Annotated in this window: 17 protein-coding genes and 2 pseudogenes; 13 read left to right on the top strand and 6 right to left on the bottom strand. The window is 71.6% G+C overall.

The annotated features are described in order from the left end of the window. Positions 1 to 224, top strand: a pseudogene (locus EAO75_RS15835) (LysE family translocator); the annotation flags it as partial. A gap of 71 nt (positions 225 to 295) precedes the next feature. Here the strand turns inward: EAO75_RS15835 and EAO75_RS15830 are convergent. Continuing rightward, the gene (locus tag EAO75_RS15830; protein WP_147995704.1) at positions 296 to 2,764 is read right to left on the bottom strand and encodes a SpoIIE family protein phosphatase; all 2,469 of its coding nucleotides are present in this window, start codon (positions 2,762 to 2,764) and stop codon (positions 296 to 298) included. A 240-nt stretch (positions 2,765 to 3,004) separates the two neighbouring features. On the opposite strand from EAO75_RS15830, the gene EAO75_RS15825 reads away from it, so the two are divergent. The 6 genes and pseudogenes from EAO75_RS15825 to EAO75_RS15795 form a co-directional block, all read left to right on the top strand. Then, entirely contained in the window at positions 3,005 to 5,068 is a 2,064-nt protein-coding gene (locus EAO75_RS15825) for a SpoIIE family protein phosphatase (protein ID WP_147995703.1), read from the top strand. Positions 5,069 to 5,949: 881 nt separating this feature from the next. Further along, positions 5,950 to 6,708, top strand: a complete 759-nt coding sequence (locus EAO75_RS15820) for an IclR family transcriptional regulator (RefSeq protein ID WP_147995702.1) — start codon at positions 5,950 to 5,952, stop codon at positions 6,706 to 6,708. Between the two features lie 104 nt (positions 6,709 to 6,812). Continuing rightward, complete coding sequence (locus tag EAO75_RS15815) at positions 6,813 to 7,958, top strand: PP2C family protein-serine/threonine phosphatase (protein ID WP_187284457.1); 1,146 nt, start codon at positions 6,813 to 6,815, stop codon at positions 7,956 to 7,958. Between the two features lie 94 nt (positions 7,959 to 8,052). Then, entirely contained in the window at positions 8,053 to 10,746 is a 2,694-nt protein-coding gene (locus EAO75_RS15810) for a SpoIIE family protein phosphatase/ATP-binding protein (RefSeq protein ID WP_147995701.1), read from the top strand. A 139-nt stretch (positions 10,747 to 10,885) separates the two neighbouring features. After that, on the top strand, positions 10,886 to 11,077 hold the full coding sequence (locus EAO75_RS15800; protein ID WP_147995700.1) for a hypothetical protein: 192 nt from the start codon (positions 10,886 to 10,888) through the stop codon (positions 11,075 to 11,077). A gap of 29 nt (positions 11,078 to 11,106) precedes the next feature. Then, positions 11,107 to 11,421 (top strand): annotated as a pseudogene (locus EAO75_RS15795) (ABC transporter ATP-binding protein); the annotation flags it as partial. A 13-nt stretch (positions 11,422 to 11,434) separates the two neighbouring features. Here the strand turns inward: EAO75_RS15795 and EAO75_RS15790 are convergent. Next, positions 11,435 to 13,429: a flavin monoamine oxidase family protein gene (locus EAO75_RS15790; RefSeq protein ID WP_147995699.1), complete on the bottom strand. Its 1,995-nt coding sequence runs from the start codon at positions 13,427 to 13,429 to the stop codon at positions 11,435 to 11,437. Between the two features lie 259 nt (positions 13,430 to 13,688). Here EAO75_RS15790 and EAO75_RS15785 point away from each other — a divergent pair, with 259 nt between their 5' ends. From EAO75_RS15785 to EAO75_RS15775, 3 genes are all read left to right on the top strand, one after another. Next, positions 13,689 to 15,188 carry a family 43 glycosylhydrolase gene (locus EAO75_RS15785; RefSeq protein ID WP_147996022.1) on the top strand — a complete coding sequence of 500 codons (1,500 nt, stop codon included), beginning with the start codon at positions 13,689 to 13,691 and terminating at the stop codon, positions 15,186 to 15,188. Between the two features lie 25 nt (positions 15,189 to 15,213). Continuing rightward, positions 15,214 to 16,662: a family 43 glycosylhydrolase gene (locus tag EAO75_RS15780; protein WP_187284456.1), complete on the top strand. Its 1,449-nt coding sequence runs from the start codon at positions 15,214 to 15,216 to the stop codon at positions 16,660 to 16,662. Between the two features lie 78 nt (positions 16,663 to 16,740). Next, the gene (locus EAO75_RS15775; RefSeq protein WP_410092349.1) at positions 16,741 to 17,523 is read left to right on the top strand and encodes a polysaccharide deacetylase family protein; all 783 of its coding nucleotides are present in this window, start codon (positions 16,741 to 16,743) and stop codon (positions 17,521 to 17,523) included. A 6-nt stretch (positions 17,524 to 17,529) separates the two neighbouring features. Here EAO75_RS15775 and EAO75_RS15770 read toward each other — a convergent pair whose 3' ends face one another. Beyond that, positions 17,530 to 18,741, bottom strand: a complete 1,212-nt coding sequence (locus EAO75_RS15770) for a cytochrome P450 (protein ID WP_147995697.1) — start codon at positions 18,739 to 18,741, stop codon at positions 17,530 to 17,532. A gap of 93 nt (positions 18,742 to 18,834) precedes the next feature. Further along, the gene (locus EAO75_RS15765; RefSeq protein WP_147995696.1) at positions 18,835 to 19,845 is read right to left on the bottom strand and encodes a DUF2278 family protein; all 1,011 of its coding nucleotides are present in this window, start codon (positions 19,843 to 19,845) and stop codon (positions 18,835 to 18,837) included. Positions 19,846 to 20,041: 196 nt separating this feature from the next. On the opposite strand from EAO75_RS15765, the gene EAO75_RS15760 reads away from it, so the two are divergent. The 3 genes from EAO75_RS15760 to EAO75_RS15750 all read left to right on the top strand — a co-directional run bounded on the left by EAO75_RS15760 (position 20,042) and on the right by EAO75_RS15750 (position 22,386). Then, positions 20,042 to 20,485 (top strand): SRPBCC family protein, encoded by a 444-nt coding sequence (locus tag EAO75_RS15760; RefSeq protein WP_147995695.1) that lies wholly within the window; start codon positions 20,042 to 20,044, stop codon positions 20,483 to 20,485. Between the two features lie 72 nt (positions 20,486 to 20,557). Next, positions 20,558 to 21,040, top strand: coding sequence for a hypothetical protein (locus EAO75_RS15755; protein WP_147995694.1), 483 nt, complete (start codon positions 20,558 to 20,560; stop codon positions 21,038 to 21,040). A 32-nt stretch (positions 21,041 to 21,072) separates the two neighbouring features. Beyond that, positions 21,073 to 22,386, top strand: a complete 1,314-nt coding sequence (locus EAO75_RS15750) for a lanthionine synthetase LanC family protein (protein ID WP_147995693.1) — start codon at positions 21,073 to 21,075, stop codon at positions 22,384 to 22,386. On the opposite strand, the gene EAO75_RS15745 is transcribed toward EAO75_RS15750, so the two are convergent. Then, a complete protein-coding gene (locus EAO75_RS15745) occupies positions 22,332 to 23,489 on the bottom strand; it encodes an XdhC family protein (protein WP_147995692.1) in 1,158 nt (385 codons plus the stop codon). The genes EAO75_RS15750 and EAO75_RS15745 overlap by 55 nt on opposite strands. A gap of 48 nt (positions 23,490 to 23,537) precedes the next feature. Next, positions 23,538 to 24,995, bottom strand: coding sequence for an NCS2 family permease (locus EAO75_RS15740; RefSeq protein ID WP_147995691.1), 1,458 nt, complete (start codon positions 24,993 to 24,995; stop codon positions 23,538 to 23,540). Between the last annotated feature and the right edge of the window lie 87 nt (positions 24,996 to 25,082).

Below are 25,082 nucleotides of genomic sequence, written 5' to 3'. Positions count from 1 at the left end.
CCCTGGCCCCCCTGGCCCCGCCCCACCTCCCGGCCACCTGGTCCATGGCGCTCCTCGTCCTCCTCCACGCCACGCTCACCCTCGCCTGGCTGGCGGGCTACGTGGTTCTCCTGGCAAAGGCCGGCCCAGCCCTGCTCAGGCCACGGGTTCACCGTGCATTGGAGAGGACCACGGGTGTCGTACTGATCGGGTTCGGCCTCGCGGTCGCGACGTCCTCGGGCTGAGCCGCGCCGAAGTGGCAGGCACCTGTTCGGGCGTCAGCGCGTCGACGCCGCTTCCCGCTCAGGATCACCCCCTACGGAATCTCCTGTTCGGCCCAGATGATCTTTCCGTCGGCCGTGTAGCGGGCGCCCCAGCGGTGGGCGAGTTGGGCCACCAGGAACAGGCCGCGTCCGCCCTCGTCCATGCTTCGGGCGTGGCGCAGGCGTGGGGCGGTGCTGCTTGCGTCGGCGACCTCGCAGGTGAGCCGGGAGTCGCGCAGGAGCCGTAGGCGGATGGGGGGTTCGGCGTAGCGGATGGCGTTGGTGACCAGCTCGCTCACGATCAGTTCGGTCGTCATGGCCAGTTCGCCGTAGCCCCACGCGTGAACCTGACGGGTCGCCCGGGACCGGATGTCGGCGACAGCGGCGGGGTCCACCGGCACCTCCCAGGAGACGACGTGTTCGGTGCCCAGGGAGTGGGTGCGCGTCAGCAGGAGCGCGATGTCGTCGGGCTGTGGGACGGGTACCAGCTGGCGGACCGCGGACGAGCACAGCATGTCGAGGTCGAGGTCCCGTCGGGACAGGATGTCGCCGAGTCGGGTCATGCCCCACTCGATGTCGCGGCCGGCCGCCTCGACGAGGCCGTCGGTGTAGAGGCCGAACAGGCTGTTGTCGGCGAGTTCGATCTCGCCGGCCTCGAACCCCATCCCGCCCAGTCCGAGCGGCGGTCCGGGCGGGGGTTCCGGGAAGGAGACCTGGCCGTCGGGGGTGACGACGACCGGGGGCGGGTGGCCYGCGCGGGCCATCGTGCAGCGTCTGGTGACCGGGTCGTAGACGGCGTACAGACAGGTCGCGCCGAGGAAGCCGGCCGTGCCCCGGTGGGCCGCCTCGGCGCCGTCGTCGGAGCGCTCCTCACTGAGCCGCAGCACGAGGTCGTCGAGGTGGGCCAGCAGTTCGTCGGGCGGCATCTCCATGTCGGCGAGGGTCTGTACGGCGGTGCGCAGCCGGCCCATGGTCGCCGCGGCGGTGATGCCGTGCCCGACGACGTCACCGACGACGAGGCCCACCCGGGCGCCCGACAGCGGGATCACGTCGAACCAGTCGCCGCCCACGCCACCCGTCGCGTCGGCCGGCAGGTAGGAGGACGCGACCTCCAGCGCCGTACCGCCCGACAGGGCCTGGGGCAGCAGACTGCGCTGGAGGGTGACCGCCGCCGTGTGCTCCCGGGTGAAGCGGCGCGCGTTGTCGACGCACAGCGCCGCCCGCGCCACCAGCTCCTGCGCGACCAGGACGTCGTCGGGCTGGAACGAGACGGGGTTCAGCGACCGGATGAACGTGGCCAGGCCGAGCGCGGTGTTGCGGGCGCGCATCGGCACGGAGATGAGGGAGTGCAGGCCGAACTCGCGCATGCTGGCGGCTCGCGCGGGCTGCTCGGTGGCCCACAGGTCGTCGGCCGGGTCGAGGACCGGGATGAGGATCGGGTCGCCGTCGATGAGCAGATGCGCGTCGTGCGGCGGGGGCACGAAGTCCACCCGTTCACCGACCCGCACCACGGCCTCCGYGCAGCCCTCGCGCACCGAGCTCATGCCGGCCCGGCGCATCACCGGCTTGGCGCGGGCCGGGCCCGCGTCGGTCAGCCACGCTCCGTGCCCCTCGTTGCTGAGCACCGGCTCCAGCAGGTCCACGACGACGAAGTCCGCGAAGCGCGGCACCGCGAAGTCGGCCAGTTCCTGGGCCGTCCACAGCACGTCCAGCGTGGTGCCGATGCGCGTCCCCGCCTCGTTGACCAGCGTCAGCAACTGGCGGGCGTTCCACCGCTCGGTGACGTCCGAGACCATGTAGCAGACCCCGGTGATCGTGCCGTCGGTGTCCACGAGGGGGAAGAACGACGTGGAGTAGGCGCGCTGGCGGTGTGGATCGGCCCAGCTCCAGCCGACGTACTCGTAGTCGGTGACCGGCACGCCCGTCTCCAGGACCTTGCGCATCAGGCCCTCGATGGTCTCCGCCTGGAGCCCGGGCAGCAGTTCGCTCAGTCGGCGGCCGAGCCGCTGCTCACGGGGCACTCCGCCGAAGCGCTCCAGGGTGTCGTTGAGCCAGACGTAGCGCAGCTGGGTGTCCATCACGGCCATGCCGACCGGGGCGCGGGCCAGGAAGCCGTCGAGGACGGACTGGCCGGCGGCCCACTGCCGCAGCGGCTCGCGCGCCGAGATCAGGAAGCACTCGTCGCCGCCGATGCCGAAGGACGCCGAGACCCGCAGATCCACGTCGATGGGGTGCCCGTCACGGTGGCGCAGGCGAATGCGGCCGCTCCACCCCATGCCGGCCCGGCAGCGCTCGGCGACACCGGCGACCCGGACCGGGTCGCCGGGCATGGCCAGCAGAAGCGCGGCGGAGGTGCCGACGACCTGTGCCGCCGGACGGCCGAGGAGTTCCTCCGCGGCCCGGGTCCAGCCGAGCACGACACCGTGCCCGGACACCACCGCCGCCGCGTCGGTGGACACGTCGAAGAGGGCGCGCGGTCCTGCCGACGCGGCCGCGTCGGGCCTTTCTCGCGGAGCTTCCATGGGTCCTCACGCAGCGTCCCTGGGGGTCCCGTCCTCTACACGACCATGTTCCTGCTTGTCCGCCCGATGTGCACGGGCCGACGACGCCCGGATCCGCTCCGCCCGGCGCCGCGGAGCGCCCGGACTGGGCAAGCGGCGAGGGCGGAGAGAGCATGGAGGTGCCGGTCGTCGCAAGCGTGGTACCCGGTGAGGGCCGGAGTCGGTGCCGGTGCTCTGCCGGCCGGTGGCGGAGGTGCTGGGATGGCAGCCGAGACCTTCGAGTCCGACGGTGGTGGGTACGCCCCGCCGCCCCGGCCGACCGGGCTGCTCGATGTGCTGAGCGTGGCCGCGGTGGTCGTGGACGCGGCCGGGCGCGTGGTGTTCTGGACCCCGCAGGCGGAGGAGCTCTTCGGGTACACCGCGGAGGAGGCGCTCGGCACGCCCGCGACGCGGCTGTTCATCCACCCCGAGCATCTGCCGGCCGTGGTGCAACTGTTCACGGAGGTGCTGGAGACGGGCCGGAGCTGGGCCGGCACCTTCCCCGTGCGGCACAAGGACGGCAGCACCCGGCTGACGGAGTTCCGCAACATGCGGCTGCTGGACGATCTCGGGGACGTCTACGCGCTGGGTATCGCGGCCGACCACTCGCTGCTCCAGCGCGTCGAGACGGACCTGGCGCTGTGCGAGCGGCTGATCAACCAGTCCCCGATCGGTATCGCCCTGGTCGACCCCGAGCTGCGTTTCCTGCTGGTCAACCCGGCTCTGGCGCGTATCGACGGCACCCCCGCCGAGGACCATCTCGGCCGCCTGCTCAGGGAGACCCTGCCGCTGCCCGACATCGACACGATCGTGTCCTGCCTGCGCCAGGTGCTCACCACCGGCACGCCGCTGCTGGACCAGTACCACGTGGGCCGTCCGCCGGCCGATCCGGAGCAGGAGCGCGCCTGGTCGCTGTCCTTCTACCGGCTGGAGGATCCCGGCGGGCGGGTCCTCGGCGCGGCCATCTCGTTCGTCGACGTCACCGAGCGGCACCGGGCCGCCGCCGAGGCCGACCGGGCGCGCAGACGTCTCGCCCTGATCGCCGACGCCTCGACCCGGGTCGGCACCACGCTGGAGGTGGACCGGACCGCGCACGAGCTGGCGGAGGTCGCCACGCCCGAGCTGGCCGATGTGGTCGCCGTGGACGTGCTGGACTCGGCGCTCGCGTGCCGGCGCGTGCGGCGACCGGACAACGGCCCGGAGCTGTTCCGCGCGCTGGCCCTGAAGGCGGCGTACCCGAGTGTGGCCCTGCGTGCCGCCGACCCGCCCGGTGACCTCGCCGCCTACGACGGGGACCGGCTGGTGACGCTGTGCGTCCACACCGGCCGGCCGGTCCTGGTGCGGCACGTCGGCGACGACGATCTGCGGCGCATCGCCCGGGACGCCGAGGCGACGAGCCTGCTGTCGCGGGCGGGCGTGCACTCCTATCTCGCGGTGCCGTTGATCGCGCACGGCGAGGTGCTGGGCGCCCTCGACCTCAAGCGGACCCGCAATCCGGTGCCGTTCGACGAGGACGACGTCGTCCTCGCCGGCGAGCTGGCCAGCCGGGCCGCCGTGGCCATCGACAACGCCCGCTGGTTCCAGAGCGTGCGCAACACCGCCCTCACCCTGCAGCGCAGCCTTCTGCCGGACCACCCGCCGCACCACACCGGCCTCGAGATCGCCTACCGCTACCAGCCCGCGCAGGCCACCAGCGAGGTCGGCGGCGACTGGTACGACGTCATTCCGCTGGAGGACGACAAGACCACGCTGGTCGTCGGCGACGTCATGGGCAACGGCATCGACGCCGCCGCGACCATGGGCCGGCTGCGCACCGCGACCTGCGCCTATGCCGACCTCGACCTCGACCCGGGCGCCGTGCTGCGGCACCTGGACAAGATCACCTGCGATCTGGAGCACTACATCGTCACCTGTCTGTACGCGGTGTTCGACCCGCGCACCCGGCGCTGCCACATCGCCAACGCCGGGCACATGCCGCCCGCGCTGGCCCGCCCGGGCCGGGCGCCGGAGCTGCTCGAACTGCCCGCCGGAGCCCCGCTCGGCGTCGGCGGCATCACGTTCAGCGCCACGACCGTCGAGCTGGGCCCCGGCGATCTGCTGGTCCTCTACACCGACGGCCTCGTCGAGACCCGGCACCACTCCATCGACGACCGGCTGAACGCCCTGCTGGGCTTCCTCGACGAACCCCGCAGGCCCCTGGAGGAGACCTGCGACCTCCTCCTGTACGGCCTACGCCACCCCGACGACCACGACGACGTCGCCCTGCTGGTGGCACGGGTGCTTTAGCGCGCGCTTGTCGCAGGGGGACGGTGGACGCCCGCTCATCGCACCGGCGCGGTGGACGCTGGCGTCGCACCGGGGGCTGTAGATGCCCGCCCCTCGCACGCGGGCAGTGAACACCCGCCCTGGCACAGGGGCAGTGGACGCCCGCTGGTCGCACGGGTGCTGCAGCACGCGCTCGTCGCACGGGCACGGTGAACACCCGCTCATCGCACCGGCGCGGTGGACGCCGGCGTCGCACCGGGGGCGGTAGATGCCCGCCCTTCGCACGCGGGCGGTGAACACCCGCCCTGGCACGGGGCGGTGGACGCCCGCTGGTCGCACGGGTGCTGCAGCGCGCGCTCGTCGCATGGGCACGGTGAACACCCGCTCATCGCACCGGCGCGGTGAACACCCGCCGTCGCACGGGTGCCGTAGACGCCCGCCCCACGCACGGGGGCGATGGACACCCGCCCTGGCACAGGAGCAGTGGACGCCTGCTGGTCGCACGGGTGCTGCAGCGCGTGCTCGTCGCAGGGGGGGCGGTGGACGCCGACTCGTCGCACCGGCGCGGTGGACACCCGCCGTCACACGGGGCCGTAGACGCCCACCCCACGCACGGGGGCTGTGGACACCCGCCCTGTCACGGGGGCAGTGGACGCCTGCTAGTCGCACGGGTGCTGCAGCGCGCTCGTCGCACGGACACGGTGGACACCCGCTCATCCCACCGGCGCCGCAGACACCCGCTCATCGCACAGACACCACGGACACTCACCCATCGCACAGGCACGGTAGCCACCCGCTCGTCACACGGGTGCCCCCGGACACCCGCCCGTCACACAGGCACCGCAGACACCCCCCACCAGACCCGCCTTGCCCGCGCCCGGCACCCGGCGCACGCTGTTCCTATGGGTGGTGGTGAGGGCCCTACGCTCATCGGCTCGGTGCAGCGCGCCTTCCGTCTGCTGGAGGCGATGAGCGCGCACGAGAACGGCGCGCCGGCGAAGCAGCTGGCGCGGGAGACCGGCCTGCCCCTGGCCACGGCGTACCACCTGCTGCGGACGCTGGTGCACGACGGATACGTACGCAAGCTCGACGACGGCGGGTTCATCCTGGGCGAGCGGCTTCAGACGCTGCACACGACGGGCCGGGGGCAGGCGCTGCTCAGCCGGATCCGGCCCACGCTCGCCGCGCTGCGGGACGAGCTGTCCAGCGCCGCGTACCTCACCTTCTACGAGGAGGGGGAGATCCGGGTGGCCGAGATCGTCGACGGGCCGCGCGCGCCCCGGGTCGACCTCTGGGTGGGGTTCGAGGACGCGGGGCATGCCACGGCCCTCGGCAAGTCCGTGCTGCGCGAGCTGGACGAGGAGGCGCGCAAGGACTACCTGTCCCGGCATCAGCTCGCCGACCTCACGCCCAGGACCATCACCGATCGCCCGGAGCTGCTCAGACGCCTCGAATCCGCGCCGCTGGCCCCGGCGGTCACGGACATGGAGGAGTACGCCCTCGGCACGGTGTGTGTCGCGGTGCCCGTCTACAGCGGCAACACCCTCGGCTCGCTGGGCGTCTCGCTGCGTGCCGACCGGCGCTCGCGGCTGGAGGAGGTCACGGCGCGGCTGATCCCGACCGCGAACCGCGTGACCAGGGGCCTGTCGCTCACTATCTGAAATCCCAGTCCTTGTCCCACCCCGGGTCGAACCCGTTTCCTGAATAAAGCAGACATTTCCCCGGGTGCATGCCCCCACGCACAGGTGAGGACAGCGGACAAGCAATGAGCAAGGCCCTCGATCACGACCCCGACCACTGGCCGAGGCGATTGGTCGCCGTCACGCCCGTACTGCCCATGCTGCCGATCCTGATCGTCTGCGCTCTCGTGCTCGTCGGTCTCGTCGACGGTTCGGGGGTGACCTGGGTGCCGCTGCTCGCCACCGCGCCCGCGCTCGCCGCCACCACCGGCGGGCCGCGCGGCGTCCTGTGCGTGGGGCTGCTGTCCGCCGTCCTCGGGGTGAGCCTCGGCATCCGGGGCGACGCCGCGGACGGCGTGCTCGCGGTCGCGCTGGCCTCCCTGCTGGTGGTCACCCTGGCGTGCGCCGCGACCAGCGCGCTGCGCGGCCGGCGCGAGCGGGTGCTGGCGGCGGTGCGCTCCGTCGCCGAGGCCGCCCAGCAGGCCCTGCTCCAGCCGATACCGGCGACGGTCGGGCCGTTCCAAGTGGCCGTGCGCTACAGCGCGGCCGCGGCCGAGGCCCGTATCGGCGGCGATCTGTACGCCCTGGTGTCGACGCCGCACGGGGTCCGGCTGATCGTCGGTGACGTGCGCGGCAAGGGCCTGCCGGCCGTGGGGACCGCCGCTCTGGTGCTCGGTGTGTTCCGCGAGGCCGCCCATGACGAGCCCGATCTCCTGGACGTCGTCGCGCGGATCGAGCGGAGTCTGGCGCGCAACCTGGGCACCGACGACTTCGTCACCGCCGTGGTCGCCGGGTACCCGCGGGACGGGCAGCTGGAGGTGGTCAACTGCGGTCACGCGCCGCCGCTGCTGGTACGGGACTCCGTCGTCGTACCGGTCGAGCCGGTCCGTCCGGCCCCGCCGCTCGGTCTGCGCACCCTGTCGGGCGAGACGCCCGATCTGCAGGTGCTGCCGTTCGCCGACGGGGACCAGCTGCTGCTGTACACCGACGGTGTCACGGAGGCCCGCAACCACGACCGCGAGTTCTATCCGCTCGCCGAGGGGCTGGCGCGGCACACCGGCGACGAGCCGGTGGACACCGTCACCGCGCTGCACGGCGAACTGCTGGCCCACGTCGGCGGCCGTCTCCACGACGACGCGGCCCTGCTCCTGCTCCGCATGCCGGCCAGGACCGAAGCGCCCGCCCCCCGCGAGCCGTCCGGCACCGTCCGGGTCGAGTCGTGCTCGCCGTAGCTCCGCCGGAACAGCGGCCCGCCGGCGTCGCGGACCCGGCACCTCCCGTGGCCCGCACCGTGCTCCCCGCGGGGAACGGTGTTAGAAATGAGGCATGGCCGGATTCCTCGGCCGCCTGCGCTCGCTGTTGAGCGCACGTACCGTGGCCCGGCAGGTCTTCGTGCTGCAGGCGGCCATCGTCGTGCTCCTCGTCGCCGCCGCCGTGGTGGCCCTGGTACTCCAGGTGCGCACCGACACCAGGCGTGAGGCCGGTAACCGATCCCTCGCCGTGGCGGAGTCCTTCGCGAAGTCGCCCGGCATCGTCGATGCCCTGGCGAGCCCGGATCCGAGCGCGGCACTCCAGGCCGGCGCCGAGGCCGCGCGCAAGGACACCGACGTGGACTTCATCGTCGTGATGACCAAGGACGGGATCCGCTACACCCACCCCAACCCGGACCGGATCGGCAAGCACTTCGTCGGCACCATCGCACCGGCCGCGGCGGGCGGGGTCGTACGGGAGACGTACACCGGCACCCTGGGGCCGTCCGTGCGGGCCGTGGTCCCGGTCACGGACGAGCGGGGCGAGGTCGTCGGACTGGTGGCCGCCGGGGTGACGCTCGCAAGCGTCGGCGGGCTCGTGGACCACCAGCTGCCGACGCTGTTCGCAGCGGCGGCCGCCGCGCTCATCCTCGCCACCGGCGGGACCGCGCTGGTCAGCCGCCGGCTGCTGCGCCAGACGCACGGGCTGGGGCCCGAAGAGATGACGCGGATGTACGAGCATCACGACGCCGTCCTGCACTCCGTGCGGGAAGGTGTGCTGATCATGGACGAGCGGCGTCGGCTCGCGCTGGCGAACGACGAGGCGCGCCGGCTGCTCGGGCTGTCCGCGGACGCGGAGGGGCGGCCCTGCGTCGCCCTCGGCATCGGCAGCGACCTGGCCCGGCTGTTCTCCTCCGGCCGGGACGCCACCGACGAGGTGCATCTGTCGCAGGGGCGGCTGCTGGCGGTCAGCCAGCGCTCGACCGACCGGGACGGCGGGCCGCCCGGCAGTGTGGCGACGCTGCGGGACACCACCGAGCTGCGGACGCTGACCGGCCGGGCGGACGTCGCGCAGGAGCGGCTGAAGCTGCTGTACGACGCCGGGCTGGAGATCGGCACCACCCTCGACGTCACACGCACCTCGCAGGAACTGGCCGACTTCGCGGTGCCGCGGTTCGCCGACTTCGTCTCCGTCGATCTCGCGGATCCGGTGCTGCGCGGCGAGGAACCCAAGGAGGGCCGCACCGACATGCGCCGGGTCGCCTTCCAGGGCGTACGGGACGACAGCCCGCTGTACCCCCTCGGCAAGCTGATCCACTTCGCCCCGGCCACCCCGCAGGCCTTCGGCTTCGGCACGGGCAAGACGGTGCTGGAGACGGACATGCCCGCCCTCTCCGGCTGGCAGGAGCAGGATCCGGACAACGCCCGCAGAATCGTGCGGTACGGGTTCCACTCGATGCTCACGGTCCCGCTGCGGGCCCGTGGCGTCATCATGGGCATGGCCACCTTCTGGCGCGCCGAGCGGCCCGATCCCTTCGAGCGCGACGACATCTCCCTCGCCGAGGAGCTGGTGGCGCGGGCCGCCGTCAGCATCGACAACGCCCGCCGCTACACCCGCGAGCACACCCTGTCGGTCACGCTCCAGCGCAGCCTGCTGCCGCGGGCCCTGCCCGAGCAGAGCGCCCTCGACGTCGCCTACCGCTATCTGCCCGCGCAGGCGGCGCAGGGCGGGGTGGGCGGAGACTGGTTCGACGTCATCCCGCTGCCGGGCGCACGGGTGGCCCTGGTGGTGGGGGACGTCGTGGGACACGGACTGCACGCGGCGGCGACGATGGGACGGCTGCGCACCGCGGTCAACAACTTCTCCACGCTGGACCTGCCGCCCGACGAACTCCTCGGCCATCTGGACGAGTTGGTGGCCCGCATCGACCAGGACGAAGGCGAGGGCGAGGGCGAGGCAGCGCCGATCACCGGGGCGACCTGCCTGTACGCGGTGTACGACCCGTCCTCCGGGCTGTGTTCCCTCTCCCGCGCCGGCCACCTCGAACCGGCCCTCGTGCACCCCGACGGCGAGGTGGAGTTCCTGACCGTGCCCGGCGGGGCGCCGCTGGGCCTGGGCGGCAGCCTGCCCTTCGAGGCGACCGAGGTGCGACTGCCCGAGGGCAGCGGGCTGGTGCTGTACACGGACGGGCTGGTGGAGGACCAGGGCCGGGACATCGACGAGGGGCTGGAGCGGCTGCGCGGCGCGCTCGCCGCGACGCCTCCGACGCACGGCCGGACGCCGGAGGAGACGTGCAAGGCGGTGCTGGAGACCATGCTGCCCGAGCGTCCGCGCGACGACGTCGCCCTCGTGGTCGCCCGGACCCGGCTGCTCCCCTCCGACCGCACGGCGTCCTGGGACGTCCCGGACGACCCCTCCGCGGTGGCCCGGGTGCGAGCGGCGGCGGCCCGGACACTGACCGACTGGGGCCTGGCGGAGGAGGCGTTCACGACCGAGCTGATCCTCAGCGAGCTGGTCACCAACGCCCTGCGGCACGCCACCGGCCCGATCCGGGTCCGTCTGATCCGCGACCTCGCCCTGATCTGCGAGGTCTCCGACGGCAGCAGCACCGCCCCGCACCTGCGCACCGCGGCCACCACGGACGAGGGCGGCCGGGGCCTGTTCCTGGTGGCCCAGTTCGCCGACCGCTGGGGCACGCGCTACACGGCGGACGGCAAGGTGATCTGGACGGAACAGCCACTGGCGCCGGGTCCGGCGAACGGCCTGTAACGGCCGATACGAGGGACCCGCACCGAACCGCTCCCGTCACGTTCCCCGCGCGGGCCTCGTCCAGGGTGGTGAGGGCGAGGACGAGGGCGTCGGCGACGACCAGGCCGGTCAGGGCCTCGTTGGTGTTACCGGTCGGGGTGTGGGGGGCCGTGAGGACGGCGTCGATCCGGTCCTCGAAGACCTCGCCGAGCTCGTCGATGACGAAGACGCCCCTCGCCCCGCCCGCGCGCCCGGCGGTGGGACGGCCACGTGCCGCAGGCTCGCCGACCTGCCCGAGGAGTCCCCAGCGCCGCCGCTCACCACCGTCCTCGCCAAGAAGAGCCCCGCATGACCGCGATCGAAGCCCGGCCGCAGTCTCCCCTGCTGGTGCTGGACGAAGCGGTCGCCGCGCCGGACGTGTCGATCCAGGCGCAGATCCTCCAACGCCTCGCCGAGATCCGGCGGGACACGGGCGTGGTCCTGGTCTTCGTCAGCCATGACCTGGCGGTCGTCCGGCACATCACCGAGGAGACGGTGGTGATGCGGCGCGGCCGGGTGGTCGAGCAGGGCCCGACGGACCGGCTCCTCTGCGCGCCCGAGGATCCGTACACCCGCCTCCTGCCGGCCTCCGTACCGCGCCGGGGCTGGGATCCGGCCGACGCGGTACGGGCCAGGGCGGAGACGGACGCCGCCTAATCACACGGGGGGCTCAGCCCCCGTGCGCCTCCAGCGCTGCCCGCACGCCCGACTCCAGGGCGCCCTCGATCCAGGACGGCTTCACCGAGGTGTGGTCCCCGGCGAAGTGCAGTGGGCCTTCAGGGGTGCGGATGGCTTCCAGCAGCTCCGTGTGCTGGCCGGGGAGGAGCACGGACGCCTCGCCGTACGCGTACGGGTCGCGCAGCCAGCTCTGGGTGCGCCCGGCACCCGTGTAGAAGACCTCGACGCGCTGGCCGTAGACCTGTTGCAGGCCGCGCAGCGCGTGCGGGTAGCGGGCGTCCTCGTCGAGGGAGTCCCAGCGGGAGGCGTCGTCGGCCCAGCTGTAGGAGGCGAGGACGACGCCGCCCTTGCTGCCCTCGATCGGGTGCGAGGGGTTGATCATGAAGCGGTTGGAGTTGTCGGAGACCGAGCCGCCGCCGACGATGTGCGCCGCCTCGGGCTGGTCGCGGGTGGCCCAGCGGTTGGCGGCGTGGTGCGCCCGCTGGGCGTCGCTGATGTGGCCGGCCGGGACGGAGGGGTGGGCGCCGAGGAGGCTGCCGTCGGCCGGCGCATTGCCCTTGCGGTAGTCGTCGTAGAGCCCGGGCCGTACGGCGTCGAGCTCCCGCTTCCAGTCGGCCTCGGTGAACTCCCACCAGCGCAGGCCGAATTCGAGCAGCACCTTGGTCGCGCTGTCGTAGTGCAGCTCGGCCACCGCCCGCCGCTTCTTGTACGACATCAGCGGGCTGACCTGCACCTGCCTCAGCCCCGAGAACGGCACCGTGACGACCGCGAGGTCCCCGGTGAACTGCTCGCGCACGACCTTGCCGTCGCGGCCCTCGGAGACGGTGTCGATCCAGACGTGCGGGCCCTTGGCGTGGACGTGGGAGGTGTCGTCGGCGCCGGYCCGGCCGGGGGCCCAGTACTCGATGTGGGTCGCGCGTCGGTCGAGGCGCAGGACGTCGGCGACCTGCTTGAGCAGCGCGTCCGGCAGGGTCGCCGTGCCGCCGACCAGCTCCCAGAACGCGGTGTCGGGGCTGATCAGCGACTGGCTGATGAAGCTGTGGATGAAGGAGAGCGGCAGCCGTGAGGTGAGGTTCTCCAGGGTGCCGATCAGGTCCACGGTGCGTTCGTCGAAGCCGGCCTCCTCGGTCAGGAAGCGGTACATCGACCAGTCGCCGTACTTCTGCACGACCCGCGCCCAGCCCTTGACCCGCTCGGGCATCGGCTTGTCGACGCGCTTGCCGTCCGGGCCGACGGTGCTGAACTCGTCGCGTACGGGGTCCAGGGCGCGGCGCAGGATGGTGCCGGACGGCGTGTCCCAGTGCTCGCGCGGGACGCCGAAGGAGCGGTTGACCTTGCGGGGTGCCTTCGCGTACTCGGAGCGGCGTACGCGGACGCCGTTGACGTGCAGCCAGGCGTTGTTGACGGGCTTGCCGTCCGTGTCCACGTCGACGAGGTGGAACGGGCGGCGTTTGACGCCGAGTTGGTCGATCAGCTGCATCACCAGCGGATGGCTGCCGGGGATGCGCATGGCGCCGGCCTCCGCGTACTGGGCCGGGTCGGCGAACGCCTGTGCCGCCTGCTCGTGCCCGCCGGTGCGGAAGGTCTTGATGCGGCCGCCGACCCGGTTGCCGTTGGCCTCGACGAGCGTGACGTGGTGCCCGGCCCGCTTCAGCAGCCAGGCGGCGACCAGGCCGGCCGGTCCGGCGCCGACGACGAGGATCTTCCTGGCGGTCTTCGTCGTCGCGCGCGGCAGCCCGGAGTCGAGGATCTTCCGGTACGCCGGTGCGAGCGGCCGGTCGTGGTCGTCGACCAGCAGCAGGGCGCGGGCGACGGCCAGGCAGGTGTCCCAGTCGGTGGTGGCCTTCGGCCGGTGAGGGGCGGCGGGTGCTGCGGTCGCCGCCGATGCGGGCGTCAACGCGGCCAGGGCGGCCGTCGCGGCGGAAGCGGTCGTGAACTGCCGCCGGGAGAAGGGAGTTGAGCCGTCAGACGCGCGGTGATTGTCCATGTGCCCTGGATACTGCGGCAGTTGGCGACCCAGCGGTCGATCCGGCCGATCATCACCTGAACGGGCAAGCGCACCATCGCGCCGGGCCGCGCCGGGTGTGCGTCCGCACGCGGGTTTGCCGAGCGCGCGGACGAAACCGGAGCACGCATGTCGAAACCGTTGACGGGGACATGCCCGACTTTTATCTTCTGACTCCATCACGATCGGAATCACGAACTTCGTTCGAAATTACGGACAGGGACGGTCTCGTATGCCCCGGATGTCTCACCCACCGCTCAGGAAACGCCGCAGATCGCTGATCCTCTGTGTACTCGCCGCGCTCCTGGCCCTGGTGGCGACCACACAGCCGGCGTCCGCGGCCGACGGCCGCCCGTACACCAACCCGCTGAAGTCGTTCAAGGGCGCCGACCCGTGGCTCCAGTACCACGACGGCAACTACTACCTGATCACGACGACGTTCACCGGCATCCTCGGCATCCGCAAGTCGCCGACGCTCGCGGGCCTGGCCACCGCGCCCAGCGTTCAGGTGTGGTCGGACACCACGTCGACCCGCAACACCAACATCTGGGCGCCGGAGATGCATCTGTTCAACGGCCATTGGTACGTGTACTACTCGGCCGGCCAGAGCGGCGTCGCCTGCTGCGACTCCCAGCGCACGCACGTCCTGGAGAGCGCCGGCACCGACCCGATGGGGCCGTACACCTACAAGGGTTCGCTCACCGGCTCCAACCTCACGCCGGGCGGCTGGCTGATCGACGCGAGCGTGCTCCAGGCGAACAACAAGCTGTACCTGGTCGGCAGCGGGTTCATCAACGGCAGCACGCAGAGCCTGGTCATCGCCCCGCTGAGCAATCCGTACACCCTGGCGAGCAGCTCCTTCACGATCATCTCCAGTCCGACGCTGGACTGGGAGCGCTCCGGCAGCCCCGTCAACGAAGGCCCGGAGCCGCTGTACCACAACGGCCGCACCTTCCTGACGTACTCCGCGAGCTCCTGCCAGACCGCCGACTACAAGCTCGGCCGGCTGGAGTTGACCGGCTCCGACCCGCTGAGCCCGGCGTCCTGGACCAAGAAGCAGACCCCGGTCTTCCAGCGCAGTGACGCGAACGGCGTCTACGGCCCCGGCCACAACGGCTTCTTCACCTCCCCCGACGGCACCGAGAACTGGATCGTCTACCACGCCAACTCCGCATCGAACGGCGGCTGCGGCAACGGCCGCACCACCCGCGCCCAGGAGTTCGGCTGGAACGCCGACGGCACCCCGGACTTCGGCACCCCGGTCACCCTCGGCAGCACGCTCCCCGGCCCGTCCGGCGAAACGGCCGCGACGCCGACGTCGTACACCCTCGTCAACCGCAACAGCGGCAAGTGCCTGGACGTGAACGGCGGCAACAGTGCCGACGGCACGAACATCTTCCAGTGGACCTGCACCGGCGGGACCAACCAGAAGTGGCGGGTCGAGGACCTCGGCGACGACACCAACCGGCTGGTCAACATCGCCACCGGCAAGGTGATGGACACCGCCGACTGCTCCGCGGCCGACGGCGCCGACATCCGGCAGTGGTCCTGGCTCGACAACAAGTGCCAGCGCTACCGCCTCGTGTTCACCGCGACCGGCGACCACGTCCGCATCGTCAACGAGTCCACCGGCAAGGTCGCCGACGTCGCCGACTGCTCCACCGCGAACGGCGCCGACGTACGGCAGTGGACCTGGCTGAACAACACCTGCCAGCAGTGGCGCCTCGTCCCCACGACCTGACGTGAACCGGATCTGGAGAACTCCCTTGAGACGCAACGCCGTGTCCCTGCTCCTCGCGCTGCTGGTCGCATGCGCGGCCTGCCTCGTCGCGCCGGGCTCCCCCGCCCAGGCCGCCGTCCCCGACTCCCCCGCCGTGACCTACACCAACCCGATCGCCGAGAAGCGGGCCGACCCGCACATCTTCAAACACACCGACGGCTACTACTACTTCACCGCGACCGTCCCCGAGTACGACCGCATCGTGCTGCGCCGGGCGACCACCATCCAGGGCCTGTCCACGGCCCAGGAGGTCACGATCTGGACCAAGCACGCCGGCGGGGTCATGGGCGCGCACATCTGGGCGCCGGAGATCCACTTCATCGACGGCAAGTGGTACGTCTACTTCGCCGCCGGCGCCACCAACGACGTGTGGGCGATCCGGATGTACGTCCTGGAGGGCACCGGCGCCAACCCGCTGACCGCCACCTGGACGGAGAAGGGCCAGATCAAGACCCAGTGGGAGAGCTTCTCCCTGGACGCCACGACGTTCGTCGTGGGCGGCGTGCGCTACCTCGCCTGGGCCCAGCGCGACCCGTCCGTGAACAACAACACGGACATCTACCTCGCCAGGATGGCCAACCCCTGGACCATCACCGGCACTCCGGTGATGCTGTCGCGGCCCATCTACTCCTGGGAGACCGTCGGCTACAAGGTCAACGAGGGCCCGGCGGTGATCCAGCACGGCGGCAAGGTCTTCATGTCGTACTCGGCGAGCGCCACCGACAGCAACTACTGCCTGGGGCTGCTGTCCGCCTCGGCGAGCGCCGATCTGCTCAACGCGGCGAACTGGAGCAAGAGTTCCACGCCGGTGTTCACCAGCAACGCCGCCACCAGCCAGTACGGGCCGGGCCACAACTCCTTCACCGTCTCCGAGGACGGCAAGAGCGACGTTCTCGTCTACCACGACCGCAGCTACAAGGACATCACCGGCGACCCCCTCAACGACCCCAACCGCCGCACCCGCGTCCAGAAGCTGTACTGGAAGGCCGACGGCACCCCCGACTTCGGCATCCCGGTGGCCGACGGCGTCACCCCGCAGCGCTTCTCGTCGTACAACTTCGCCGACCGCTTCATCCGGCACTGGGAGTACCGGGCACGTATCGAGGCCGGTGTCTCCCCGCTCGCGGACTCACAGTTCCGCGTGGTCACCGGCCTGACCGGCAGCGGCACGGTGTCGCTGGAGTCGGCCAACTTCCCCGGCTTCTACCTGCGGCACAAGAACTTCGAGGTGTGGCTGGAGAAGAACGACGGCACGACACAGTTCGCGTCCGACGCGAGCTTCTTCAAGCGGGCCGGGCAGGCCGACTCGGCGGGCGTCTCCTACGAGTCGTACAACTACGCCGGGCGCTACATCAGGCACTACGAATACCTGCTCCAGGTCCAGACGCCCGGCACGGCGACGGATCGGGCGGACGCCACGTTCTACGCCCAGTAAAACCGCTGGAAGACGCAGGTCAGACGCTATGAACACCCACTATACATGGCGAGTATACTCGCCATGTATAGTCGCGATATGTCTTTTCCGATCAAGAAGATGAAAAAATCGTGGGCCTGGTTGTGTGCCGCCGCCGTACTGGTGGCGGCCGCTGCCTTGCTGGCCTTCCAGCAGTACATGCACATGGACACCACCTCACCCAGCGACGCCCGGGCCCAGGCCACGTCCACCACCAAGGCCGGCCTCGGCGGCGTCGACTGCCGCAAGGCCAAGTGCGTCGCGCTGACCTTCGACGCCGGGCCCAGCGAGCACTCCGCGCGACTGCTCGACATCCTGAAGGAGGAGAAGGTCCCGGCAACCTTCTTCCTGCTCGGCAAGCGGCACATCGAGAAGTACCCGGAACTGGTCGAGCGGATGGCCGACGAGGGCCATGAGGTGGCCAACCACACCTGGGACCACAAGAGACTCACGGAGCTGGAGCCCGACGAGATACGCGAGGAGATAGAGCGGCCCAACAAGGAGATAGAGCGCATCATCGGGCGGCGCCCCACGCTGATGCGCCCGCCGCAGGGCCGGACGAACGACACGGTGCACGACATCTGCCGCGAGCTGGGGATGTCGGAGGTCCTGTGGAGCGTGACGGCCAAGGACTACACGACCAATGACTCCGAGCTCATAGAGCAGCGTGTCCTCGATCAGACCGAACGGGACGGAATCATCCTGCTGCACGACCTCTACGACGGAACCGTGCCGGCGGTGCCGGGGATCATCGACACGCTGAAGGAGCGGGGGTTCGTCTTCGTGACCGTGCCGCAGCTGCTCGCGCCGGGGAAGGCCGAGCCGGGGACGGTGTACCGGTGAGCCGTCTCACCAGGTGAGGTGGAGGCGGTACGGGGAGCGGTGGATCATCGTCGGACGCATCTCGACCGGATGCTCCTCGGCACACCGCAGGCCCGGCAGGCGCCGGGTCAACTCCTGGATGGTGAGCCGGAGTTGTTCACGGGCGAGCTGTGCGCCGGGGCAGCCGTGCGCACCGAGGCCGAAGGCCAGGTGACGGACCGGGGCGCGGGTGATGTCGAACGTGTCGGGTTCCGGGTGCCGGGCGGGGTCCCGGTTGGCGCCGCCGAAGGCCACGAACAGCGTTGCCCCGGCGGGGAGTTCGGTACCGGCGAGGGTGAGCGGCCGGGTCGTGAGCCGGCGGAAGCCCTGGAGGGCGGTGTCGTGCCGGGCGGCCTCCTCGACCGCCACCGGGATCCTGTCGGGCTCGGCACACAGCAGCTCCCACTGGGCGCGATGCCGGAGCAGGTGCAGGACCGTCGTACCGATCAGGGCCGTGGTGGTCAGATGCCCCGCGAGCAGCAGGTTCTGGAGGTGGCCGACCGCCTCGTGCCGCTGCTCCAGCGTGAGTTCGCCGTCGGTGAGCGACGCCACGATCTCCGAGGCCAGGTCCTCGCGGGGACGGGCGTGCCTCTCCCGTACATACCGGTCCAGGACGTGCTGCATCGCGACCACGTCCTCGGCGGCGGCGATCTGCTCGGCCTGCGCCAGGGGCCGGAACAGCAACTCCTCGGCACGGTGTCCGCCGTGCACCACGGCCGGTACGTCGGCGGGGTCGAGTCCGACGATCCTGCCGATGACGTCGCCGGGGAGGCGCCGGGCGTAGGCGGACATCAGCTCGACCCGGCCGTCCTTGACGAAGGAGTCGACCAGGACCGCCGTCCGTTCGGCGGCGTACGGAAGAGCGGCGGCGACCCGGGCCGGGGACAGCCCGCGGACGATGGGCGCGCGCAACTGCTGGTGCACGGCGCCGTCGGTGGTGACGACGACGGGCCGTCCGCCGAATCCGCCGCCGAGGACGGCGAGCGCGGCGGGAGCCGGCAGCACGTCCGGCCGCAGGCTGTTCGCCGACGAGAAGTCCTCGGGGTGGCGCAGCACTTCGCGCACGTCGGCGTCCCGGGCGACCAGCCAGGCATCGAGCTCGGGCACGTGGACGAGCCCGTCCGCGCGACGGGCTCGCTCGTAGTGCGGATACGGATCGCGCTGCAACTCGTCGAGCACGTCGTGCGGTTGACGGTCCACGGGACGCCCTCCCGAGTGTGGTCCGGGTCGCGCTCATCGTGCCGTACGGGTATACGGGGGCGGTAGACGGCGTGCTTCGGCCGCGCGCCCGGGTCAGAAGACGACCGACCAGCCTTCCCGGCCGGCCTGCTCGGCGGTGTAGGACACGCCGTCGACCTTGATCAGCCGGGCGTCGAGGAGGCTGATCTCACCGCCGTGGTTGCCCAGTTGCGCGCCGCCGCCGAGCGGTACGGTGCGGCCGGCACCCGCCGCGAGCGGGCCGGGCGGCACGTCGGAGCGCCGGCCCAGCCGGTCCTGGAGCTGCCAGCCGGTCAGGTCGACGGGGTCGGGCGAGGCGTTCAGGAGGGTCACGGTCTCGGCCTCGGGGGCGGGGCCGCGCGGGTTGACGAGCGCGGCGACGATACGGACGGGCCGGGTGCCGGGCACCGGGCGCGAACCGTCGACGTCCTCGATGGTGTGGCCGGTGGCGTCGTCCGTCTTCCAGGACTGGCTCTGGAAGGCGAGGAAGACGGCGACCCAGCGGGACTGTGCCGGGAAGTGGATCAGCAGTCCGCCGTCCTGCCAGACACCGTCGTCGCCGCGGAAGCGGCCGCTGTTGCCCTGGTTCATATGGATGTCGTGGACGCCGTTGCCGGGCAGGAAGCCGAAGATCTTGTCCTTGACCCTGACCTCGGGCCCCCAGCGCTCGCCGAACAGATACACGCGGGCCTGCGCGTCGGTGACCGCGCGGCGCACGGAGTGGTCGAGGAGGTCGGCGAGGTCGTTGTCGGGGCCTTCGAGGTCCGGGGGCAGCTTGCGCATCAGGGCCGGGTCGAAGAGGTTGCCGCGCACGAAGTCGAGGTTCGGGCCGCCGGGGCCGGGCGGCAGCGTGTTCCAGCCGCTCGTCAGTCCCTCCAGACGGGCCGTGATCGGGTGCCGGAAGTCCTCGCTGACGAAGTACAGCAGCTCGGAGGGCTGCTGCGCGGACAGGACGTTGACGGCGGCGCGGTAGTCGGTGCCGTGGTCGTCGGTGATGTGGATCTGGTAGTGCGGCGAGTCGCTTCCGCCCTCGCGCCGGGTGTCGACGGCTCGTCCGATCAGTACGCCGTAGGTCTTCAGCGGCATGACGATCAACTCCCCCTGGCGGCGGGCGGATTGCCCGCTCTTGGGAGGAAGCGTACGGGGTGGGCGGGGCGGCCGAAGGGGAGTTCACCTCACGTACGCCTCCCCGCCGACAGCCGGCTGGACCGCCTGCACGACCCGTATACGACCGGGCTGTGACCAGCCCTGATCCCACAGAACCGTTCCGTAGGATCACCCCGTGGCGAACTTCCTCCTCGAACGTACGGTTCCACTGCCCCTGACCGAGGCGTGGCGCCGCCTGACGGAGTGGCCCCGCCACGCCGAGGTCGTCCCCCTGACCCGCGTCCGCGTCACGACGCCCGCGCCGACGCACGAGGGCACCCGCTTCGTCGCCCGCTCCGGCCTCGGCCCCCTCTCCTTCGACGACCCGATGGAGGTGACGGTGTGGCAGCCGCCGGGCGACGACGACTCACCGGGCCTGTGCCGGTTGGACAAGCGCGGCCGCGTCATCACGGGCTGGGCCGAGATCGAGGTACGGCCCGGTCCGGGCGGGCGTACCCGGGTGGTGTGGCGGGAGGAGCTGCGGGTGCGGTTCGTGCCGGGGGCCCTGGACGGGGTGGTGGAGCGGGTGGGTCGGTATGTGTTCGGGCGGGCGGTGAACCGGTTGCTGCGCAGGTCCTGACACCGGTGGATGTCAGTGCCCTCTCGTAGGGTCGCGGCGATCTCACGGATCCCGCACGGGGGGGGCGATGTCATGGGTGGCAGCGGCTGGGAGTACGTCACCGCGTACAAGAGCAGTGTCGAGGAGTCTCTGGCTGCACTGCACGAGCAGGTGTTCGCGGAGCTCTACGGCAACGACGACGAGTACGGGTCGATCGAGGAACTGTGGGCGGACGAGGAGTTCATGGGTGAGGAGGGCACCCATTCCATCCTCGACATCCAGCGGGTCGTGCACACGACGGCCGCGCCGTCGGAGCAGGCCATCGAGGACTACGGGACCCTGCGCCCCCTGCCGACCGGCCGGATCGCCCACCACTTCGGCGGCAACAGGCCGACGCCCGAGCGATTCCAGGAACTGCTCGACGAGTCGTACGAGGCCATGCGCCGTCGCCGGCCGCACGAGCAGGGGCAGACGCTCATCGACGAGTGCCGGATGCGGTGGACCGGTGTGTTCGTTGTCCTGTACACCGACGAAGAGGCAAGCCACGTAGGGATCTTCGGATACTCGGGCGACTGAGCAGGCGACGACGCGGAAGCGGGGCAAGGGACATGGCACTGAACGAGGTCGAGCCACCGACCGCCGACGAGGTCGAGGCGCTGGCGGTGGACGGGATGCGGTGGCTGCTGGCCGTCGCGCGGGACACCGGGGACGACGGCGGACTCGGCTGGCCCGTCAAGCCCTCCGACCACGAGATCGACCCCATGTTCTACAACGGCACCGCCGGAGTCGTCCCCGTCCTCCTGGAAGCCTGGCGGCACTTCGGCGACGACTCCTACGCGGACGCGGCCCTGCGCGCGGCCCGCGCACTGGCGGCATCCGTCGAGAGCTGGGAGGACGACTCCCTCTACTTCGGCCGCACCGGAATCGCCCTCGCGCTGCGTGCCGTTCACGACGAGCTGGGCGACCCGGCCGCCGAGGCCGCCGCCGACCGGGCCCTGGAGCTGGTGCGGGCGGGCTTCGACGGGGAGCGTTGGGGCGAGCTGTACGAGCTGATGGGCGGCAACGCGGGGATCGGCCTCGGAGCTCTGTCGGCCGGGGCGCAGGACCTCGCCGTGCGTGCGGTGGAGCCGTATGCCCGTACGGCCGAGCGGACCGCGGCAGGTGTGCAGTGGCAGCATCGGCCCCACGTGACCGGGCGCATGCACCACATCTCGCACGGCACCCTCGGCATCGTGTACGCGCTGGCCGCGGTCGGCCGTGCGACGGGCCGCACCGACCTGGTCGAACTGGCCCTCGCCGGCGCGGCGGACGTCGTATCTCGCGACGAAGCCGGTCCCGACGGCTTCCTCGTGCCCCACTCCGACCCTCGGCACGGCGGTGAGAAGACCGCACGCCACAACTACGGCTGGTGCCACGGCCCCACCGGCGACGCCCAGGTCTTCCGTCTGCTGCGGAACCTGACCGCCGACCCCGCCTGGCCGTCCCTCGCCGACCGCTGCTGGCACACCGTCACACACTCGGGCCTGCCGAACCGGCCGCACCCCGGGTTCTGGGACAACAACGGCCGCTGCTGCGGCACGGCGGGCGTCCTGGCCCTCGCCTGCGACCGGATCGCCGAGCAGGGCGACTCCCCCGACTTCGCCCGGATCCTCGTCGCCGACATCGCCGCCCACGCCACCCGCGACGCCGACGGCGCCCGCTGGTCCAACGTGGAGCACCGGGCCGACCCGAGCGACCTGGAACCGCAGACCGGGTGGGCGATGGGCAACGCGGGGATCGTGCGCGAACTGCTGCGCTTCGTCCGGATCAGCCGGGGCGGCGACCCGGCCTACGCCTTCGCCTGGCCCGACCAGCCCGCGCCGAGCGCTCAGGCCACCGACCCGATCCGCCCCGCCGGCGAGGGCGTGGACGTCGCGTCGTGATGGATCGGCGTGTGCGCGCCGGTCAGTGAGACCCCGCTGCCGCCACGCAGACCCGCGACGATCTCCGAGGCGATCGACAACGCCGTCTCCTCGGGCGTACGGGCGCCCAGGTCCAGGCCGATCGGGGAGCGGAGCCGGGCCAGCTCCAGTTCGGTGACGCCGACTTCCCGGAGCCGCTCGTTGCGGTCGAGGTGCGTGCGGCGCGAGCCCATCGCGCCCACGTACGCCACCGGCAGCCGCAGCGCCAGCTGGAGCAGCGGGATGTCGAACTTCGCGTCGTGGGTGAGCACGCACAGGACCGTCCGGGCGTCCACCTCGGTGCGCTCCAGGTACTTGTGCGGCCACTCCACGACGATTTCGTCGGCCTCCGGGAAGCGGGCCTTGGTCGCGAAGACCGGGCGGGCGTCGCACAGGGTCACGCGGTAGTTGAGGAACTTGCCGATCCGCACCAGCGCCGACGCGAAGTCGATCGCGCCGAAGACGATCATCCGGGGGGCGGGGACGGAGGACTCGATCAGGACCGTGACCGGGGCTCCGCAGCGCGAGCCCTGTTCGCCGATCTCCAGCGTGCCCGTGCGGCCCGCGTCCAGGAACGCGCCCGCCTCCGCCGCGACCGTGCGGTCCAGTTCGGGGTGGGCGCCGTAGCCGCCGTCGTACGTGCCGTCGGGGCGGACCAGCAGCGCGCGGCCCATCAGGTCGGCGGGGCCCGACACGATCCGGGCCATCGCCGCCGCCTCCCTGCCCGCGGCCGCCCGCAGCGCGGTCGCGAGCACGGGGCGGGCCTGGTCCGTGGCACGTACCGGCGTGACCAGGATGTCGATGACGCCCCCGCACATCAGACCGACCGCGAAGGCGTCATCGTCGCTGTAGCCGAAGCGCTCCAGGACCGTTTCGCCGTCCTCGAGCGCCTGTTGGCACAGTTCGTAGACCGCGCCCTCCACACAACCGCCGGAGACCGAGCCGATGGCCGTGCCGTCGGCGTCCACCGCGAGCGCGGCACCCGGCAGGCGGGGTGCGCTGCCGCCGACGGCCACCACGGTGGCCACGGCGAAGTCGCGTCCCTGCTCGACCCACCGGTGCAGCTCTTCGGCGATGTCCAGCATCCGTCGGTCTCCTTCACAGCGTTGTGTGGAAGGCGATTCAACCAGTCCCTAGTGCACGCCCATCCAGCTCTCAATGGGATTGAGGGCGAAATAGACCAGGAAGATGCCTGTCAGGGCCCACATGAACGCCCCGATCTCCCGTGCCTTGCCCTGGGCGACCTTGATCGCGACGTACGAGATGACGCCGGCCGCGACACCGGCCGTGATCGAGTACGTGAACGGCATGATCACGACGGTGAGGAACACCGGGATCGCGGTGGCCCGGTCGGCCCAGTCCACGTGCCGCGCGTTCATCATCATCATGGCGCCGATCACCACAAGGGCAGCGGCCGCGACCTCGCCCGGCGCGATCGCGGTGAGCGGGGTGAAGAAGAGACAGGCCGCGAAGAACAGACCGGTGACGACCGAGGAGAGACCCGTACGGGCACCCTCGCCCACACCCGTCGCCGACTCGACGAACACCGTCTGCCCGGACGCGCCGGCCACACCGCCGATCGCACCGCCGGCGCCGTCGATGAACAGCGCCTTGGACAGGCCCGGCATCCGGCCCTGGTCGTCGGCGAGCTTGGCCTCGGTGCCGACGCCGATGATGGTGGCCATCGCGTCGAAGAACCCGGCGAGCACGAGCGTGAAGACGATCATGCCGACGGTCATCGCGCCGACCTCGCCCCAGCCGCCGAACTCGACGTTGCCGAAGATCGAGAAGTCCGGCATGGACACCGCGCTGCCGTGCAGTTCGGGAGCGCCGCTGGCCCACTGCTTGGGGTTGATCACGTCGAAGGCGTTGAGGACGACGGCGAGCACGGTGCCGCCGACGATGCCGATCAGGATCGCGCCGGGTACGCCGCGTGCCTGGAGCATGAAGATCGCGAGCAGAGTGATCGCGAAGAGCAGGACCGGCCAGCCGGCCAGCTCGCCGGTCGGGCCGAGGCTGAGCGGGGTCGCCTTGCCCTGGTGCACGAAACCGGCCTTCACCAGGCCGATCAGGGCGACGAACAGGCCGATGCCCATGGTGATCGCGTGCTTCAGCGCGAGCGGGATCGCGTTCATGATCATCTCGCGCAGGCCGGTGACGACCAGCAGCATGATGATCACGCCGTACATCACACACATCCCCATGGCCTGCGGCCAGGACATCTGCGGGGCGACCTGCGAGGCGAGCACGCCGGAGACGGAGAGGCCGGCGGCGAGGGCGAGCGGCACCTTGCCGAAGAAGCCCATCAGCAGCGTGGTGAAGGCCGCCGCGAACGCGGTCGCGGTGATGAGGGCCTTCTGCCCGAGGGTGTCACCTGCCGCGTCCTTGCCGGACAGGATCAGTGGGTTGAGCAGGAGGATGTACGCCATCGCCATGAAGGTGGTGACGCCGCCGCGCACCTCGCGCGCGACCGTGGATCCTCGGTGGGATATGTGGAAGTACCGGTCGAGCCAGGACCGTCCAGCCGAGACGCGGGTGCCTTCTCCCGCGTCGTCGGCTGTGGTCGCCGGCTCCAGTGACTGCTGGGTCATGTGGGCCTACTCCCAAGGTTCAAAGGGGCACCCGCGCGGCCGCCCTGACGGCTACGGGATTTGGGAAGGTGCTTCGGCCGCACGACC

The sequence above is a fragment of the Streptomyces sp. UW30 genome, from assembly GCF_008042075.1.
GTDB lineage: Bacteria > Actinomycetota > Actinomycetes > Streptomycetales > Streptomycetaceae > Streptomyces.
This window is presented reverse-complemented; position numbering and strand designations above follow the sequence as displayed.

Coding starts and splice junctions, on each gene's coding strand:
- EAO75_RS15775 (WP_410092349.1), top strand. CDS start 16,741: ATGTCTTTTCCGATCAAGAAGATGAAAAAATCGTGGGCCTGGTTGTGT.
- EAO75_RS15745 (WP_147995692.1), bottom strand. CDS start 23,489: ATGCTGGACATCGCCGAAGAGCTGCACCGGTGGGTCGAGCAGGGACGC.
- EAO75_RS15810 (WP_147995701.1), top strand. CDS start 8,053: ATGGCCGGATTCCTCGGCCGCCTGCGCTCGCTGTTGAGCGCACGTACC.
- EAO75_RS15820 (WP_147995702.1), top strand. CDS start 5,950: ATGGGTGGTGGTGAGGGCCCTACGCTCATCGGCTCGGTGCAGCGCGCC.
- EAO75_RS15825 (WP_147995703.1), top strand. CDS start 3,005: ATGGCAGCCGAGACCTTCGAGTCCGACGGTGGTGGGTACGCCCCGCCG.
- EAO75_RS15750 (WP_147995693.1), top strand. CDS start 21,073: ATGGCACTGAACGAGGTCGAGCCACCGACCGCCGACGAGGTCGAGGCG.
- EAO75_RS15765 (WP_147995696.1), bottom strand. CDS start 19,845: ATGCCGCTGAAGACCTACGGCGTACTGATCGGACGAGCCGTCGACACC.
- EAO75_RS15785 (WP_147996022.1), top strand. CDS start 13,689: ATGTCTCACCCACCGCTCAGGAAACGCCGCAGATCGCTGATCCTCTGT.
- EAO75_RS15740 (WP_147995691.1), bottom strand. CDS start 24,995: ATGACCCAGCAGTCACTGGAGCCGGCGACCACAGCCGACGACGCGGGA.
- EAO75_RS15755 (WP_147995694.1), top strand. CDS start 20,558: ATGGGTGGCAGCGGCTGGGAGTACGTCACCGCGTACAAGAGCAGTGTC.
- EAO75_RS15815 (WP_187284457.1), top strand. CDS start 6,813: ATGAGCAAGGCCCTCGATCACGACCCCGACCACTGGCCGAGGCGATTG.